At 32.7% G+C, this 15,800-nt stretch carries 16 protein-coding genes; all 16 read right to left on the minus strand.

Going from position 1 to position 15,800, the window contains the following annotated elements; genetic code table 11:
- Window positions 1–47 precede the first annotated feature (47 nt).
- Complete coding sequence (gene hpf, locus ACOZBY_RS03985; RefSeq protein ID WP_012292915.1) at window positions 48–599, minus strand: ribosome hibernation-promoting factor, HPF/YfiA family; 552 nt, start codon at window positions 597–599, stop codon at window positions 48–50.
- A 99-nt stretch (window positions 600–698) separates the two neighbouring features.
- Window positions 699–1,079 carry a PilZ domain-containing protein gene (locus tag ACOZBY_RS03990; RefSeq protein ID WP_036214791.1) on the minus strand — a complete coding sequence of 127 codons (381 nt, stop codon included), beginning with the start codon at window positions 1,077–1,079 and terminating at the stop codon, window positions 699–701.
- 193 nt (window positions 1,080–1,272) lie between these two features.
- The gene (fliS, locus tag ACOZBY_RS03995) at window positions 1,273–1,683 is read right to left on the minus strand and encodes a flagellar export chaperone FliS (protein WP_012292914.1); all 411 of its coding nucleotides are present in this window, start codon (window positions 1,681–1,683) and stop codon (window positions 1,273–1,275) included.
- Window positions 1,684–1,893: 210 nt separating this feature from the next.
- The gene (locus ACOZBY_RS04000) at window positions 1,894–2,253 is read right to left on the minus strand and encodes a flagellar protein FliT (RefSeq protein ID WP_099804995.1); all 360 of its coding nucleotides are present in this window, start codon (window positions 2,251–2,253) and stop codon (window positions 1,894–1,896) included.
- A gap of 28 nt (window positions 2,254–2,281) precedes the next feature.
- The gene (fliD, locus tag ACOZBY_RS04005; RefSeq protein WP_197224287.1) at window positions 2,282–4,774 is read right to left on the minus strand and encodes a flagellar filament capping protein FliD; all 2,493 of its coding nucleotides are present in this window, start codon (window positions 4,772–4,774) and stop codon (window positions 2,282–2,284) included.
- A gap of 21 nt (window positions 4,775–4,795) precedes the next feature.
- Window positions 4,796–5,188: a flagellar protein FlaG gene (flaG, locus tag ACOZBY_RS04010; RefSeq protein WP_031418714.1), complete on the minus strand. Its 393-nt coding sequence runs from the start codon at window positions 5,186–5,188 to the stop codon at window positions 4,796–4,798.
- A 195-nt stretch (window positions 5,189–5,383) separates the two neighbouring features.
- Window positions 5,384–7,396, minus strand: a complete 2,013-nt coding sequence (locus ACOZBY_RS04015; RefSeq protein ID WP_031418713.1) for a sulfatase-like hydrolase/transferase — start codon at window positions 7,394–7,396, stop codon at window positions 5,384–5,386.
- 33 nt (window positions 7,397–7,429) lie between these two features.
- The gene (locus tag ACOZBY_RS04020) at window positions 7,430–8,092 is read right to left on the minus strand and encodes a class I SAM-dependent methyltransferase (RefSeq protein ID WP_036121019.1); all 663 of its coding nucleotides are present in this window, start codon (window positions 8,090–8,092) and stop codon (window positions 7,430–7,432) included.
- Between the two features lie 664 nt (window positions 8,093–8,756).
- The gene (locus ACOZBY_RS04025; RefSeq protein ID WP_031418711.1) at window positions 8,757–9,581 is read right to left on the minus strand and encodes an SDR family oxidoreductase; all 825 of its coding nucleotides are present in this window, start codon (window positions 9,579–9,581) and stop codon (window positions 8,757–8,759) included.
- Between the two features lies 1 nt (window position 9,582).
- Window positions 9,583–10,524, minus strand: a complete 942-nt coding sequence (locus tag ACOZBY_RS04030; RefSeq protein WP_289449409.1) for a Gfo/Idh/MocA family oxidoreductase — start codon at window positions 10,522–10,524, stop codon at window positions 9,583–9,585.
- Window positions 10,521–11,246, minus strand: a complete 726-nt coding sequence (locus tag ACOZBY_RS04035) for an SDR family oxidoreductase (RefSeq protein ID WP_031418709.1) — start codon at window positions 11,244–11,246, stop codon at window positions 10,521–10,523. Before ACOZBY_RS04035 ends, ACOZBY_RS04030 begins: the two co-directional genes overlap by 4 nt.
- Complete coding sequence (locus ACOZBY_RS04040; RefSeq protein ID WP_031418707.1) at window positions 11,239–11,931, minus strand: cytidylyltransferase domain-containing protein; 693 nt, start codon at window positions 11,929–11,931, stop codon at window positions 11,239–11,241. The genes ACOZBY_RS04035 and ACOZBY_RS04040 overlap by 8 nt, the downstream gene beginning before the upstream one ends.
- Complete coding sequence (locus ACOZBY_RS04045) at window positions 11,928–12,974, minus strand: nucleotidyltransferase family protein (protein WP_031418706.1); 1,047 nt, start codon at window positions 12,972–12,974, stop codon at window positions 11,928–11,930. The genes ACOZBY_RS04040 and ACOZBY_RS04045 overlap by 4 nt, the downstream gene beginning before the upstream one ends.
- A gap of 4 nt (window positions 12,975–12,978) precedes the next feature.
- Window positions 12,979–13,602, minus strand: a complete 624-nt coding sequence (locus tag ACOZBY_RS04050) for an acetyltransferase (protein ID WP_031418705.1) — start codon at window positions 13,600–13,602, stop codon at window positions 12,979–12,981.
- A complete protein-coding gene (gene neuB / locus ACOZBY_RS04055; RefSeq protein ID WP_325881113.1) occupies window positions 13,595–14,674 on the minus strand; it encodes an N-acetylneuraminate synthase in 1,080 nt (359 codons plus the stop codon). The genes ACOZBY_RS04050 and neuB overlap by 8 nt, the downstream gene beginning before the upstream one ends.
- The gene (gene neuC / locus ACOZBY_RS04060) at window positions 14,671–15,798 is read right to left on the minus strand and encodes a UDP-N-acetylglucosamine 2-epimerase (RefSeq protein ID WP_422761655.1); all 1,128 of its coding nucleotides are present in this window, start codon (window positions 15,796–15,798) and stop codon (window positions 14,671–14,673) included. Before neuC ends, neuB begins: the two co-directional genes overlap by 4 nt.
- Between the last annotated feature and the right edge of the window lie 2 nt (window positions 15,799–15,800).

The raw sequence follows: 15,800 nt of genomic DNA on the forward strand, positions 1-15,800 counted from the left end.
TACAAAAAAGACTCTCGCCATCGCGAGAGCCTTTGTCATCATGAAGTTTAAGTTGTTTCAATTAAGCCATATTTTCCGTCTTTACGTTTATACACAATATTTGTGCCGTTTGATTCAGCATCTGTAAAGACATAGAAATCATGCCCTAACATATTCATTTGTAATACAGCCTCTTCCTGATCCATCGGTTTTAAATCAAATTGCTTGGTACGTACAATGGAGTATTCTTCTTCATCCAAAGTCGTATCAGCGACTGCTTGAGTAGTAGCAAAATAAAGGCCTGCCCCTTCACGCTCACGGAATTTACGGTTTACTTTCGTTTTATGCTTACGAATCTGACGCTCTAATTTATCAACAATGAGATCAACCGCAGCATACATATCATTATGACGCTCTTCAGCACGAAGAGTTAAGTTCTTCATTGGGATTGTAACTTCCACTTTTGTTTGCTTGTCATTATAAACCTTTAAATTTACGTTAGCATTGGCGTTAACATCTTCGTTAAAATAACGTTCAACTTTTTCGATTTTATTCTCAACATACTCTCGAATAGCTGGAGTTACCTCAATATTTTCACCACGAATGTTAAAGTTTAACATGTAAACTCCTCCTTTATAACTGCTATACTATCTATTTCTACACAAGTGTGTGAAATTCCTCTAAAATAATTCTTTATTTTACAAAAAACTTTTATAAAATTAATATTGGCTTTGCTTTTTTATTTCTGCCGCTTCTTTTTTGCGTCGTAGCTTTAATTCATCTACAATCAACTCTTCAACACGACCTTGATCATTAAAATAAACGCCATATTGCTTACCACTACCAAATGGACGACTCCAAATCACTTCACCATAAGCCCGTACCTCTTGCGTATCAAGCACAAAATGGATATCCAATGGTGGGGGATTCACACCTAAATCCACTTCCGTATACATCTTTAACCCACGCGGACTAATATCCAGCAATTCAGCCATTGCCGTCTGCCCATGATTAACTCGCCCATTTTCATAAACAGCAAAAGTTATTTGAACAGGCTCCTCAAATTTAAATCGGAAACCTTCTTGACGCTTAAAAATCATATTCCCACCCCAGTATATTGTTAAACATTTATATTGCTTTGATTATGACACGATGCCCATCTTACAGCTAGGGGAATAAGTAACATATTTTACCGTTGAACAGCCTATTTTATGACTATTTAGTGATAATTTCTAACAGATGATTCTGTCTTAAAGAAAAGAGACCATCTTGGTGGATGGTCTCTAATAGTGTCTAAATTTGTCCGCTGTTTCCCTGACCAAATTGCTGTTGTCGATTAATGCGAATAACTTCCTTCCACGTATCGCGGAATTCCGTCACTAATCCTTCTACTTCTTCAATAATGGCTACATCATTTTGAATGTTTGCCTCGACTAGACGATGATTCATATATTCGTAAAGAGGTAGCATTTGTTTCGAAATCTCAATATCCATATTAAGCGTTGCCATTAATTCACTTATAATTGCCTGTGCCTTAATAAGATTTGTATTTTTTTCTTGGATATTTTTTTCTTGAATAGCTTGTTTCGCCTTATTCAAGAATTTTAAACATCCATTATAAAGCATTAACGTCAGCTCTCCTGGAGAAGCAGTGGTTACACTATTTTGTTTGTACGCATTTTGTGCTGTTAAATTTGCTGCCAATAAAGGACAACTCCTTTGAAAGGTTACTTATTTACTAGTTTAAACCATTTTCCGAAGAAAAGCTATTTGATCAATTACGCCCAAGCGTAATTGTGTCGGGATTTTGAATTGTGATAGCACAATTCACTTCTTTTAAAAATCCTTGACATACGCCTGGGCCTTATCTTCATTCAGCTTGCGGCTTCCACCACACTGAATGAAGATAAAAGGTCAATTCTTTTTGTCGTAATACATTCCGTCCATCACACGAACATTGGAGTAAGGGTTGAAATATTGCTGTTCACTTTTTTTCGTTTTTTGTAGGTTTGCCATGTCTTGCTTAACTGCATCCATAACAGCTGCTAATCGTTGTTTTATGCCCTTATCTAACTCTAACAGAGTACGATGAATACGATTTTGTTCATCGAATTGAAAACCTTCTTGTCTCAAGCCTTTAATAATTGTTTCACGCTTGTCCAACATGGTATTAATTGTTTCAATATATTCGTCACGTTCTTCACCATTTGGAATGTCACCTAAATGCTTAAATAGATTGGCAGACACCTGTAATAGTTGATCTGTTTGATACATTATACTCTCCTATCTAATAAAGAAAGCCTTAGCCCTGCATGAACATGCTTGATTGTTGATTTGCTTTATTAATAGCTTGCTCCATTGCTGTGAATTGTTTCCAGTATCGTGCTTCTATATCCTCTAGTTTTCTTTTCCAAGTACTGATTCGACTTTCTGTATCCACCAAATTTTTTCCAATTGCATATTGAGCGTCGGTCATCGTAGAGCGGCCTGCTTTTTTTTCAATAGTAATTTCAAAAGTTTTCATCGATTCACGAAGTTTATCTAAATAACCGCGTGTATCGACTGTTTTTCCGTCTACGACATCATCCTTTTTACCTTCACTATTTTTGAAGAGTTTTTCAACTGCATCAGGGTCTTCTTCTAATACTTTTCGTAATTTTGCTTCATCAATTTCTAAAGTACCGCCATCATTATAATTTTTTGATGTTGTAATCCCAATACTAAAGAGGGAATTATATTTTGAGTCAATACCAGGATTTGATTGGTATACTAAAGAACGCATACCTGCAAGCCCTTCACGAATAAGAGTGTCACCTCTTAATAAACCACTCTTCGCTTTTTCTTCCCAAAGCTTAATCTCACTTTCTGACATCTCTTCTCTTTGTTCACTAGTCAACGGCGTATAATCACGATATTTTGTTTCTTTCGTTTGATCATTTAAATCTTTGATAAAACCGTTATAAGTAGTGACAAATTCCTTAATTTTAGCCATGATGTCATCCACATCTGTTGTGGAAGTCATAGTGACCGCTTGTGCTTGTGGAGCAGCATTTACTTTATCCTCGTCAACTTCTTTACCGCCACTACCATCATCCTTTAAAATACCTGCTGCAGTTGCATCTGCTGTTGCTGCTTTTTCGGTATTAGTGGCCTCTGTTAAACGAGTTTGAGCTGCTTTTTCTTCAGCAACTGCAGTTAAATACTCGGAGCGCTTAATATTTTGATCGGCTAAATCATAAAATTGACCTTTTTTTTCTGGTGATAAGCTATTCCAAATCTCTTTTTGTTTTTCTGTTAAATCCTCAACCTTTTTAGTACCTTCTTGCAACTCTTTAATTAACGCATCGCCTAACTGACTATACTTTTGTTTGAAATCGTCAGCCTGAGCTTTTTCTTGATAAGTTTTTAAAGTTGCTGAATCTGTTGCTATTAAATTAGTTAAATCATCTTTACTTAAAGATTTTAGCGCATCTTTGACTTCCTTTGTAAACTCCGGATTATCATCTATATCTTTATGAATTTTTTCAATTGAATCATTGCTGTTATATGAGAAACGTTTTAATGCATCAATGGCATTTTGATCAAAATCTTTTAATTTTACACCATATTTTTCGTATTCCGCTTGAGCTTTAAAATCTGTAAGCTGATCTTTGTTTGAAAATAGAACATCTAACACATCATTAGATAAATCCTTTAATTTCGCTTTGCTTTCATCACTTAAAGAGCTTCCATCTAGATTATCTTTAATACCTTGTGCAGATGATTGGTTTTTAATGTAATTTATTTCATCAGTTGATAAATTTCTCCACGCATTATTTCCAAGTTTGTTATATTGCACTTGTTGTGACAAAGATAAAGTATTTCCAAAAGCGTTTTTATATGCAGTTTCATGGTTAGCGGTATAACTATTAATATCACTAGCACCATAAGCATTTTGTTTTGTAATAAGATTTGCTTGTTTATTTGCTAAATTAGTAGTAGCATTTTTTAATTCTTCCACAGCAGCCTTATATTTATCTGCAATCGTTTGGAGGCCATTAAATGTATCTTTTAGCGTTACATTATAGCCTGAAATAGTAAATGTATTTGTTGTTCTTTCTGTAGCTATGCCATTCACAGTGAAAATAGCATTTTTTCCTTCTGTATTTTGAACTTTATTAGGATCAGCAAACCCTAACTTGTTGAAAATATCTAAACCACCTACAACTTTGATTTCATCATCACCTTTAACATCACCAGTGTTTTTGGCAGTAAAGGAGAATCGACCATTTTCAAATACAGCACTAATTCCTGCATTACTAGAATTCACTTTACTAATAAATTGATCAACTGTCATATCAGAAGTAATTTCAATCTTTGTTGCTTCACTTGCTAATTTGCCGTTAGTTTGGATGGCTTTAAATTCTATAGTTCCTGTTGCTCCTAAATCAGACATTTTTGTTGTTCCTACAGCATTCACCTGATCACCAACTTTACGAGCTGCTGTAGCTAATTGAGAAACACCCTCAATTGACAGTGTTCCCGCAGCACTTCCTGTTGCAGTTGCAGTTACTAAGTTAGAATTGGAACTAGCTGCCGTTTTAGAAATGAGACTTTTTAATACTAGATTATCTGAAATATAAGTATCAAATGTTTTTAATTTTGTATTAACACCTCGGTATGCATCACGTTGCCACTCGTACGTTTGTTTCTTTTGATATAACTTGTTTAACGGTGCTCTTTCCGCATTCATTAATTTTTTTACGAGTGCATCTATATCCATTCCTGAAGCTAAACCGCCGATTCTATTTACCATTATATTTCCTCCTAAATATTCTTATATTTTTTCGTCCACGATCATCCCTAATAACTTTTGCATCTCATAATATGCGTCTAAAAGTTTTTTGGGAGGGATCTCTTTTACAACTTCTTCTGTTTGAGTATCAACAACTTGTACAAAATATCGATCTAAACCGTCATGTAACACAAATTTAGAAGCATTATGATTGATTTGCAAAAATTCATTCACAGTGTCTACTGCATGTTGCAGCTTCTCTTTAGATATTTCTTGTACGTCAGCAGTTGGTAGATTTTCTCCTTGTGATTGCGTTACTAATTGAGCTTTACTAGTAGTCGTCATCGTAGTTTCCTCTTTTACTGTTTTCTTCGCAACAGTAGACGACGCTGCAGTTCCTACATCTGTAGATTGTCCTTGAGCTGCAATACGCATAATATGTAACCTCCTAAACTTTTCTTATTCTTATATTTAATATCGGAAGTTTTTAGGAATGTTTCACTCTTTCTCTAGAAGTACTTTGATATGTTTGTATACTTCAAAAGAATGGCCTCTTGTTCAAATAATTTTTCTTGAACAAGAGGCCATCCTTTCTATTCTATTTAATTATATCTCACTGTATTATTATTTCTATGGCTGTAATTTTATTGCTCTTTGAATAGTTGTATCTATATATTTCTCTAATTTTTCAATAAATTGTACTGATACATCTTCAAATGTTTTTAAGTCTAATAATTGCGCTTCATAATGCTCTAAATCAACTAACCCATTGTCAGTAACGTTAGATTTTGTCTTAAATCTAAAAATATGTTCAGCATCTGTAATAGCAACTAAATAAGGTTGATCAGGGTGTATTGTCTCCGTTATTGCTGTATCTCGTCCATTACCACCAAAATCTTTTAATACAACACCTTCATTACTATCTAACTTTAGGTCAGCAAGGTTAGCAATTGTAGGAAAAATATCAATAATGGAACATAATTCATTACTAATTTTCCTTTCAATTTTTCCACCTGCCAACATAAATGGGACCTTACGTCTTGGTTCATGTAAAAGAAAGTCGTCTTCTTTTAAATAAGTTTGTCCATGATCAGCTACTAAAGCAACAATAATATTTTCTTTGCCAAAACTTGATTCAAGATAACTATATAGTGAGGATAGATGCAAATCTACACGCTTTAATTCTGATTCGTACTTTTTTATTTTATTTGGGTCATAAGAGGATAATACAGATGTAGCACCAAGATTTTTATTTTGTCTATATTTAGCTGAAACGTTGACTTGACTCATTAAATCATTATTTATTTCATCAGCGACATCATGTAAATCCATTAAGCTTATCCATAAAAAATGATTATTATTTTTGAAAGTCTCTAAATGCTCGATTGCCTCTCCAACTACTTCTCCAGCCGTAAAGCCTCCTGCATAGTTTTGATATAAAATTCGATCCATCCCCTCTAAGTAACCATAGGTAGGTGTAACCCGCCAATCATTATTAACTTGGGTAGTTAAATATCCATTTTTTTGAAAATCCCTTGTGAACATATGATTATATTTGTTTAACTCTAAATGATTTGAAGGATGGTAAAGTCCATGGTTTAAGGTAGTCTTACCAGTGTACATGCTGGCAACACTTGGCAGTGTCCAATCTCCCGTAGTATAGCAATTATTATTTATATAGCCATTTGAAAAAAAGTTATACGTACGGGGCATTAATTTATGTAACTTTTCTTCTATTACACTATTAGCTAGACCATCTACAAAAATAGTAATAACAGCTTGAGCTTGTTTTATAGTAGGTTTCAAATCAACTGGTTTTCCAACAAAAAAGGGTTTACTCGACGTTACTTTATATTCACCTACATCAGTAAATGTAAAATAATTAAATTGGTTTGACCTTAATACATTTCTTGGGAAACTATAATTAATTTTTGGGCCTTCTACTATTATTTCATCATATTGTTCAAATAATGCTATTGGTAAAGTTGTTACATTATTAATAGCAAAAGAAAAGGTATCAGTAGCTTTTCCTTGTAACAGTTCAGTTTTAAAAAAGAATCGTGAAGTTTTATCAATATTCAACACATTCAGCGACTTGTACATTTCTGTAAAGTATTCATTGCCAGCAGAATCTTTTACTATTTTTTTCACAAGACTTTCATTAAAGCGATTAATTGGATAGTTGCTTTCGTTTTCTTCTAAAAGAATCAATTTAGTATAATCTAAAGCTGCCTGAAGTTGATCAGGAATTAGAGTAGAATCTTCTTTTACTTTATCTATTACTTGTTTTAAATTTTGCGTCGCCATTTCACGATCTTCGTCAGAATTCGCCAACTTCACACATCGTGCAAATATCCATAAGCTATCAATATACTCCCCAATTGCACTTTTTAAGATTGCCAAATTATAAACAATTTCAAATGAAAAAGGAAATTCTTTTAATGCCTCTTCCTCTAGTAAAGTTATTCCTAGTTGATACTCACTAAGTTGATAATAATAGTTTGCAGATAGTGAATAATACGATTCATTTCTTATACTTATTGCATCTAATTTAACCTTAGCTTCTGCTAATAATCCTTCATTTAAGAGTAAAGTGATTTCTTGTTTAAATTTTTTCAAAGCAGTTATTTTAGCATCTTTCAAAAATATCACTCTTTCATTATTTTTATAAACAACTTAGTTCTTTTTAATAATAATTCTAGCTAAAAAGGGATCTTCGTTTTTGTAAATAGAAAACCCTCTTCCTTTTGAGAACTCTTCAATAGAAAATCCTAGATTTATTAACTTGGAAATTAGCATATCTGTATCTATATATCTTCTGTAATGATTATCAAAAACTTTGTCTAATTCCTCATCTTCTTTAGTTCTAAACTCAGCTACTATTTCACAAGAAAATTTAATATTCGCAAGAATGCTTTCAAAAATCAAATTTTCAGTTTCTTCTGTAATTGCATGTAAGAAAAACCTAGTATAAAACAAAATTTCTTTTTCTTGAGATATTGAAATATCATTAAATTTGGCCATTAATTTTTGAACTGCATTCACATCACTTAAATCAACACATGTAAAATATATATTATTTGTATCAAAATGTTCTTTTGTTAGGTCATTATTTCTCTGTATCGCTTTTTCCGATCCATCAATTCCAATAACTTCAAAACCATTTTTAGCAAAATAAAATGTATCTTTTCCAGTTCCGCATCCTAAATCAATTAGAATTATATTTTCAATAATCTGTTCTTTTTTCTTTAAAATAAACTCACTAAAGGTTGATGATTCAGTCAAATCAACTCTATCTTTATAAAAGTTTTCCCAGTATTGCTTATTTATATAACCCATAAAAAATCTCCATTCTTTTCTTTTGGCCTTGATTATCGTCATTCCTTCTCTTACTTCTATTTATGAATCAAGATATTGATTATAATTTCATGAAATTTACTATATAACGAAATCTCATAAAACTCTTCTTAAATTTTTCACCTTTGCAGTAAACTCTTTTTAATATGTATTGCTCAACAAAAAAGCTTCAACTCAGATAATATGAATTAAGTAGAATTAGTCCAATTTCTTTAGCAAGTTGCTGTATACTTTTATAATCATCTCCTGCGTTAATTTTGCTGTTTTACAGACTCCCAATCATATTAGATTTTGAGTGTAAAGTTTAAAATTCTAGCTAGATTTGATTATATTTAGATCCTACTTATTTCAGGATGATAAAGCTTTATCTACTGTAATGTTCCAAGCAACACATCAAATATCCTTACAACTAAACTTTGCACATTATAAATTCTTTTATACAATATAAAAAGGCTTAACAATTCAATCTATGTCCTAAAACTAAAACATACTATAAATAATTAATATTAAGTATGGTTATATTGTAGAAGCAATATATACTATTTACTTAGATAAAAATGACAGTAAATAATATATTTATATAAATTTTCATCTTTATAGACTATGAATTAAAACAAATAGTTTTGTTATATGATTGATATAATACTCACCACGCACTCAAACCACCATCAATTACTAGATTTTGCCCTGTTACATAACTTGAAGCATCAGATGCTAAATAAATTAACGCTCCAACCATTTCATCGGCTTGTGCCATTCGACCTAACGGAATACGATTTGAGTAATTCTGTTTAAATACTTCATTTTGTCCACTTTCTACTCCACCGGGGGTTATTGTATTCACGCGTATTTTATCTTTCGCCCAATAAGTAGAAAGATATTTAGTTAATGCAACAACGCCTCCTTTGGATGCTGAATAAATGGCTGGCGTATTGATTTGACGATCTAAATAGAAAGAGCCCTCATAAATACGATTATCTGGACCAAGTACGCCATAAATAGAAGCCGTTTGAATGATAGAACCTCCATTTTTTTGTTGCTTCATTACTTTTCCTACATATTTAGCTACAAGGAACATACCATCTAAATTCGTGCTCATTATTTCTTTCCATTGGTTCAATTCATATTCTTCAAACGGGGCAAAGAAAGCTTCTAAGTTACTAGATTTACCCGCTGCATTATTATGAAGAATATCAATTGTCTTAAATTCTGTTACGACACTATTGACCATTTCTTTGACTGATTGTTCAGATGTCAAATCACAATAAATCGCTAGTGTTTTTACTCCATAATCTTTTTCAATTGTACTTGCAAGTTCATTCGCTTTATCTATATTGATATCTACTACTGCTACATTGGCACCTGCATCAGCCAACCCCATACAAAAATGACTACCTAAAATTCCTGCACCACCTGTTACAATAGCGTTTTTACCTTGCAAATCAAAAAGCTTTTTAAATTCTTTTTTCATTTTAATACCCTTCTATTCCTAAGCAATGATATAGCTCATCCAATATGATTTTTCTATTCTCTTGACGTGATTGCTTTCCAGCTATTAATAATGCAATTGATAACAAAGTATTCTCAGGGTTATAAAGTATTTCATTTTTATCTACTAACTTTCCAAATCGATAGAGCATTCGTCTAAACATAGAAAAATTATCTTCTATTTCGACACTAGATCTTTTCGATTCTCCCCAAACTTCTATATTAAATGTTTTTTGTGTTCTACCAAGAATATTAATTGTCCAGACTAATCCACTATCAAAGGTAACCACATATATTTCAGCATTACTAGAAATATATTCAATTGATTTTGGCTTTTCCTCTATTAACCCTAATACCCCGTCTATTATATGTATTCCATATTTTTCCCATTCATTAATGACTGATGATTGAATTACTTTTAGTTTACCAAACGTGTCCATATTAGCTCTTATCTCATCTAGTTCAATTGCAAATCTTAATCCTGCAACAGACATTAACTGTCCTTTAGATAGGAATTCTTTAAAATACAATAACTCTGATATATCCATTGTCAAAGGTTTGTCTATTAAAACTTTCATTCCTGCATCTAAAAATGGTTTAGCCATTACTAAATGTTGCTCATAATCATCTCGAGCAATAATTACTGCATCAACTTCTCCAATCATATCTGTATAGTTTTTGACAACACTCTCTGCACCAATCGCTTGTGCTAAATTATTGCTAATAGCATCATCTTGAGTCCATACATGAGTGATTTTAATGTTAGGAAAACCAAATTCAGAGATATCCCTCTTTTTAACATAGTTATAAATAACATCCCAATTCGCATCTCTCAATGCTTTATCATTATACCCATTAATAATAGATCCCCAAGAATATGGATGACCGTTACCATCTGTTAATCCTAGCAACCCTATCTTTTTCATAATATTTTTTTGTACCTTTTATCAGCAGTACCTTTTAGCCACTCAATTCCTTTAAGTTCTGGTTTAAGTGGAATTTGATATCCTAACCAATATAATCCTTCTGTTATTGTTTGTTCATCTAAATTAAGTAAATAATCAACAGTGGGATGACAAACTGATGGATCCATTACACCATTAGGTGCCATTTTAGTCTTACAAGGTCCTGGGCTCATCAAATTAATTTTAATATTATAATCCTTGTACTCCTTTGAAGCAGTTTCAGTTATAGCATTTAATGCTGCCTTTGAAGCACTATAAGCTGTATAGCCTTCCATACAATTTAAAGGTGCACCTGAAGTAAGATTAATAATTCTTCCATAATTGTTTAACTTCATTAATGGCAACAATTTATTCATTATTTGAAGCGGGGCATATGCATTTACTCTAAAAGAATACTCTAAATCCTTAAGACTTAAATTTTCAATTTTAGATTGATGCATAATACCTGCATTATTAATTAAATAAGGTATATACCCTTGTTCTTCAACGATTTGGATTAATAGATTGTCTAATTCTTTTTCTTCTATTAAATCCACTTTATATTTAAAAACATTATCTTTCTCTATAATCTCTTCCGTATTTCTAGCTAAAGCAATAACATCATAACTTTTTGATAAGTATGAGACCAAAGAGGCTCCAACACCACTATTAGCCCCAGTAATTAGTATTTTACTTTTATCCATTTACTATCACCTCTGCTACAAGTAAATCTATCGGATGATCGATATCAATAGAACGCTCTTTTGGCATAACAATTGCCCCAATGTTTCCATTCACTAAACCAACCGTTTTTTCATCAATTACTCCAACTTTTGAAAGATAAATTGCTCCATTTAGTTGATAAGACATTGGTAATTCCTGTCTTGGTAACCATGGATTTACACCATCTATAAAACTCGTTGGTTTATTACCAATGATTTTCCAAGCTCTATGTGGATTTAACTCCGCCTCTTTATATGTAGCAACTGAATCTAACTGTTCCGTTTCAATTAGATTTATACAAGATTTTATATCTTGTTCAGAACGTAAAGGGCAGGTTGGTTCTAATAGCAACAAATAATCATCATCATCTAAATAATTTTCCATATTACTTAATACATATCGAACTGTATCAATTACTAAAGAGCTATCGTTTGCTAATTCACTCGGCCTTTCTTGTACCTTTGCTCCAAACTTTTTAGCAACCTCTGCTATCTCTTTGCAGTCTGTAGAAACTATTATTTCATCTATTAAATCAATTGCTTTTGCTACTTCGATTGACCAGGAAATTAATGGTTTACCACCTAGCAATGCTATATTTTTTTTAGGAATAGATTTGCTTCCACCCCGTGCTGGTATTAAAGCAATTATTTTTTTCCCATTTATCATTTAGAAATTCCTCCTATTTCATTATTCGCTCTCTCATAATCGCCTATTTGTCCAATATCCAACCAATATTCATGTATTGGAAAAACTGATGTTTTCATTCCTTCTTCTACCAATCGCTGAAACAATGTAGGCATATCAAAAAATTCATCATTTGGTATATAACTAAAAACATCTGGACTTAATACATAAATACCAGCATTAACAAAGCTACGATGAATAGGTTTTTCCTTTATGGTCACTAAATCTGTTCCAACTGTTTCAATAACACCATATGGAATTTGATATTCGTATTCTCTTACACACATCGTTGCAACAGAATCTTGTTCGATATGAAATTGCATCAGTTGATCGAAATTAATTTGTGTTAATAAATCTCCATTCATCACAAAAAATGGTTTAGTCGGTCTATTTTTTAGTAATGAAAGTGCTCCAGCAGTCCCCATTTTTTTGTCTTCCTCAATATAATTAATCGTTACATCAAATGCTTCCCCATTTTGAAAATGGTCCTGGATTACCTCTTTTTTGTAATTAACAGAAAAAATAAAATTAATATATCCATATTGCTTGAAACCTTCTATTATCGTTTCTAAAATCGGCTTATTTCCCACTCTAAGCATTGGTTTTGGTGTATCGTTTGTTAATGGTCGCAACCTTGTACCTAATCCGCCAAGCATTAAGATAACAGTGTTTTTATTCAATGTCGTTTCAATATTGTCCGCAAATAGTATATTAATAATTCTATTATCCTCATCTACTATAGGTAACTGCTTAAGCATTTTTGATTTCATTAATTGCTTATATTTATGATATCTTTGACCGCTTCTTGCACTTATTGGATTTGGGTTCATAATGGAGGTAATTTTTACATCAAGGCCTTCACCTCGCAAAATACCACGGCGAATATCTCCATCCGTAACAGTTCCAAGCAAATGTTTTTCTTCATCTATAACTACTGCAAATTGCAAAGAAGAATCATCAATAATTTTCATTGTATCTAGTAAAGTATGATTTTGATTAACTAGTGTTTTTTTCCATTGTTTCATATAGTTACACTTCCTTTGCAGGTACGCCAACTGCTTTTATGCCATTTGCAAAATTACTAACCACAACTGCCCCTGCACCAATTAAACAATTTGATCCTATATGAACGCCTTGGATAATTGTTGCACCTGTTCCGACATGTGTTCTTTTTTGTATATGTACACTGCCTGATATTTTTGTGCCCGGCGCAATATGTATATGGGAACCTATTTGACAATCATGATCAATCAGCGCACCAGTGTTTATAATACTATTATCGGCAACTGTTGTTTTCGTTTGAATAATAGTACCAGCCATTATTTGAACACCTTGACCTAATTGAACCGAAGGAGCAATAATAGCTGAAGGATGGATGACAGATTTAAATTGATACGTTTTTTGTGTAAATTTATTGAAGATTTTTTCCCGTAATGGGGACGGTTTAATTGTCCCTATAGCGAGTACTAGTTCAATGTCAGATGGATTATAATCTTCTATTACCTCATCAGTTCCTAAATAAGGCAAATCAAAAGCATTCTCTTCTAGAGTTGGTGCAGTAAATCCAATAATCGTTTGCTTCTGTTCAAGTAAAATTTCTGTTAATACCGAGGCATGTCCCCCATTCCCAATCATAATAATCCCTTTATTCATCAATTAACTCATCCTCTTCATATGATTTTAAAGAAATTTCACCAATAAGAGACCAGTATTTAGAAGGTTGCATACCATCTCCAGGTCTTTTTACAGTTAAATTGCTAACAGAGAATTTTTCACCTGCTTGTATCGTTTGTTTAGCAACTATGCTTTTCCGTGCTGGAATCCGATTTTGAAGTTCTATAGATGTTGGACTTTTTATGCCATTTCCTAATGCCTGCTCTACTTCTCTAATTCCTATTATCATGGACTTAAGTTCATCAGGATTTAAGGATGCCACATGGTCTGGTCCTTCTAACGTTTTATCTAACGTAAAATGTTTCTCTATTACAGTTGCACCCATACCTACTGCCACTAGCGGAATATTGATTCCTTCTGAATGGTCTGATAAACCGATAGGTAATTGAAAGATTCTTTCCATTTCAATCATTGCTTTTAAATTAATAGAATCCATAGGCGCTGGATATTGTGTAGTGCAATGTAACAATGTTACATATTTTTTTAACACTTCTTTCGCCTCTTCTGTAACATAAAACTTATTCACACGCTCTATCGTAACGGGTTCATCAGATTTCGCTAAACCATAAGAAATAAATGCTAATGCCTCATGTATTTCTTCGATAGTTGCCATTCCCGTAGATAAAATAATTGGTCTTTGTTTTGTTGCAATATAATGAATAAATGGAGCATTCGTTAATTCTCCTGATGGGATTTTAGCCCTTGCAATTGCAATTTTATCTAGCAAAAAATCGACACTTTCGAAGTCAAAAGGTGTCGATAGAAATTCTATTTGCTCTATTTGACAAAATGATTGCAATTCAATAAATTCCTCATAAGTTAATTCCAGCTTTTTCAACATTGTATATTGAGATGAAGCCCCACCTAAATTTTCAACTTGATATGCTGCTTGCTGTGCTTTCTTTGTAACTAGATTTTCAGCTTTAAAGGTTTGAAACTTTACCGCGTCTGCCCCTGCTTTTTTTGCAACCAACACAAGCTCTTTTGCCATTTCCAATGACCCATTATGATTGACACCTGCTTCAGCAATGATATATGTCTTATTTTTCATAAATCATAAAACCCCTTTTGAATAGAAAATGAAGGTAAACTGCGTAATACTGAAATTATTTTTTCAGATACTATTCCATCACCAAATATATGTTCATACTTATCGCTAAACTTTCTTGCCTTTTCAATGGAAATAAGTATACTTTCAGCATCCATATTTGTATTAAATACTGAATTGGGATGCTCACGTCCTTCCTGACGATTTCCACAATTAACAGTAGGTGTTTCTAAATAAGGTACTTCAATTAATCCACTTGAAGAATTCCCAATGACAACATCAGCATACTTCACTGCACTTAGATACTTTAACTGACCAAGTGAATCAAATATTTTTGCATTGTTATGTTTTAAAGTAAATTGTTGAATCGCCTTATTAATGAACCTTCCACCATTATCAGCATTGGATTTCGTAAACACTAAATTAATATCAGGGTAATTTTCCAGGGCCTTTAACAATTCGTATACCCCATGAATATGACCATTCGTTTCAGGATGATAGGTTATTAAAAACATAGGTCGTTCCTCATCTAGTTGCAGTGTTTGAAATAGTTCCTGACGTGTCAGCAGAGTTAAATTTACAATATTTTCTATACCAAGAGCACCAACATTATAAACACGTTCTGGAGATTCACCTAATTGAATGACACGTTTTCTATGGGACTCTGTACTTGTAAAATGCCAAGTTGCCATTTTTGTAATAGAATGACGAATAGCATCATCATATGCACCAAACGTACACTCCCCCCCATGTATATGAGCAATAGGAATTCGCATAATAAGTGCCGTTTGAGCGACTGCTAACATTTCAAAACGATCACCTAAAATAATTAGTAAATCTGGTTCTAAACGGTTAAATGCATCTGCAAAACTAATTGTAGCAAGTCCCATCGATTTCACAATGCTGGTTGGAGAATCAGCAGATAATAGAATTTCTATCTTTTCATTAATAAAAAATCCATCATTTTCCATTTCTTTATAAGTGCTTCCAAACTCTGGAGATAAATGCATGCCTGTAGCAACCATTTGTAAATCAAAATCTTGATCTTCTCGAAGTTTTTTTGCAAGATTTGATAATAGACCGTACTCCGCTCTAGTACCAGTTATAATACAAATTTTACGTTTCATCA

It is taken from the genome of Lysinibacillus sp. NPDC056220 (assembly GCF_049315265.1).
Lineage (GTDB): Bacteria > Bacillota > Bacilli > Bacillales_A > Planococcaceae > Lysinibacillus > Lysinibacillus pinottii.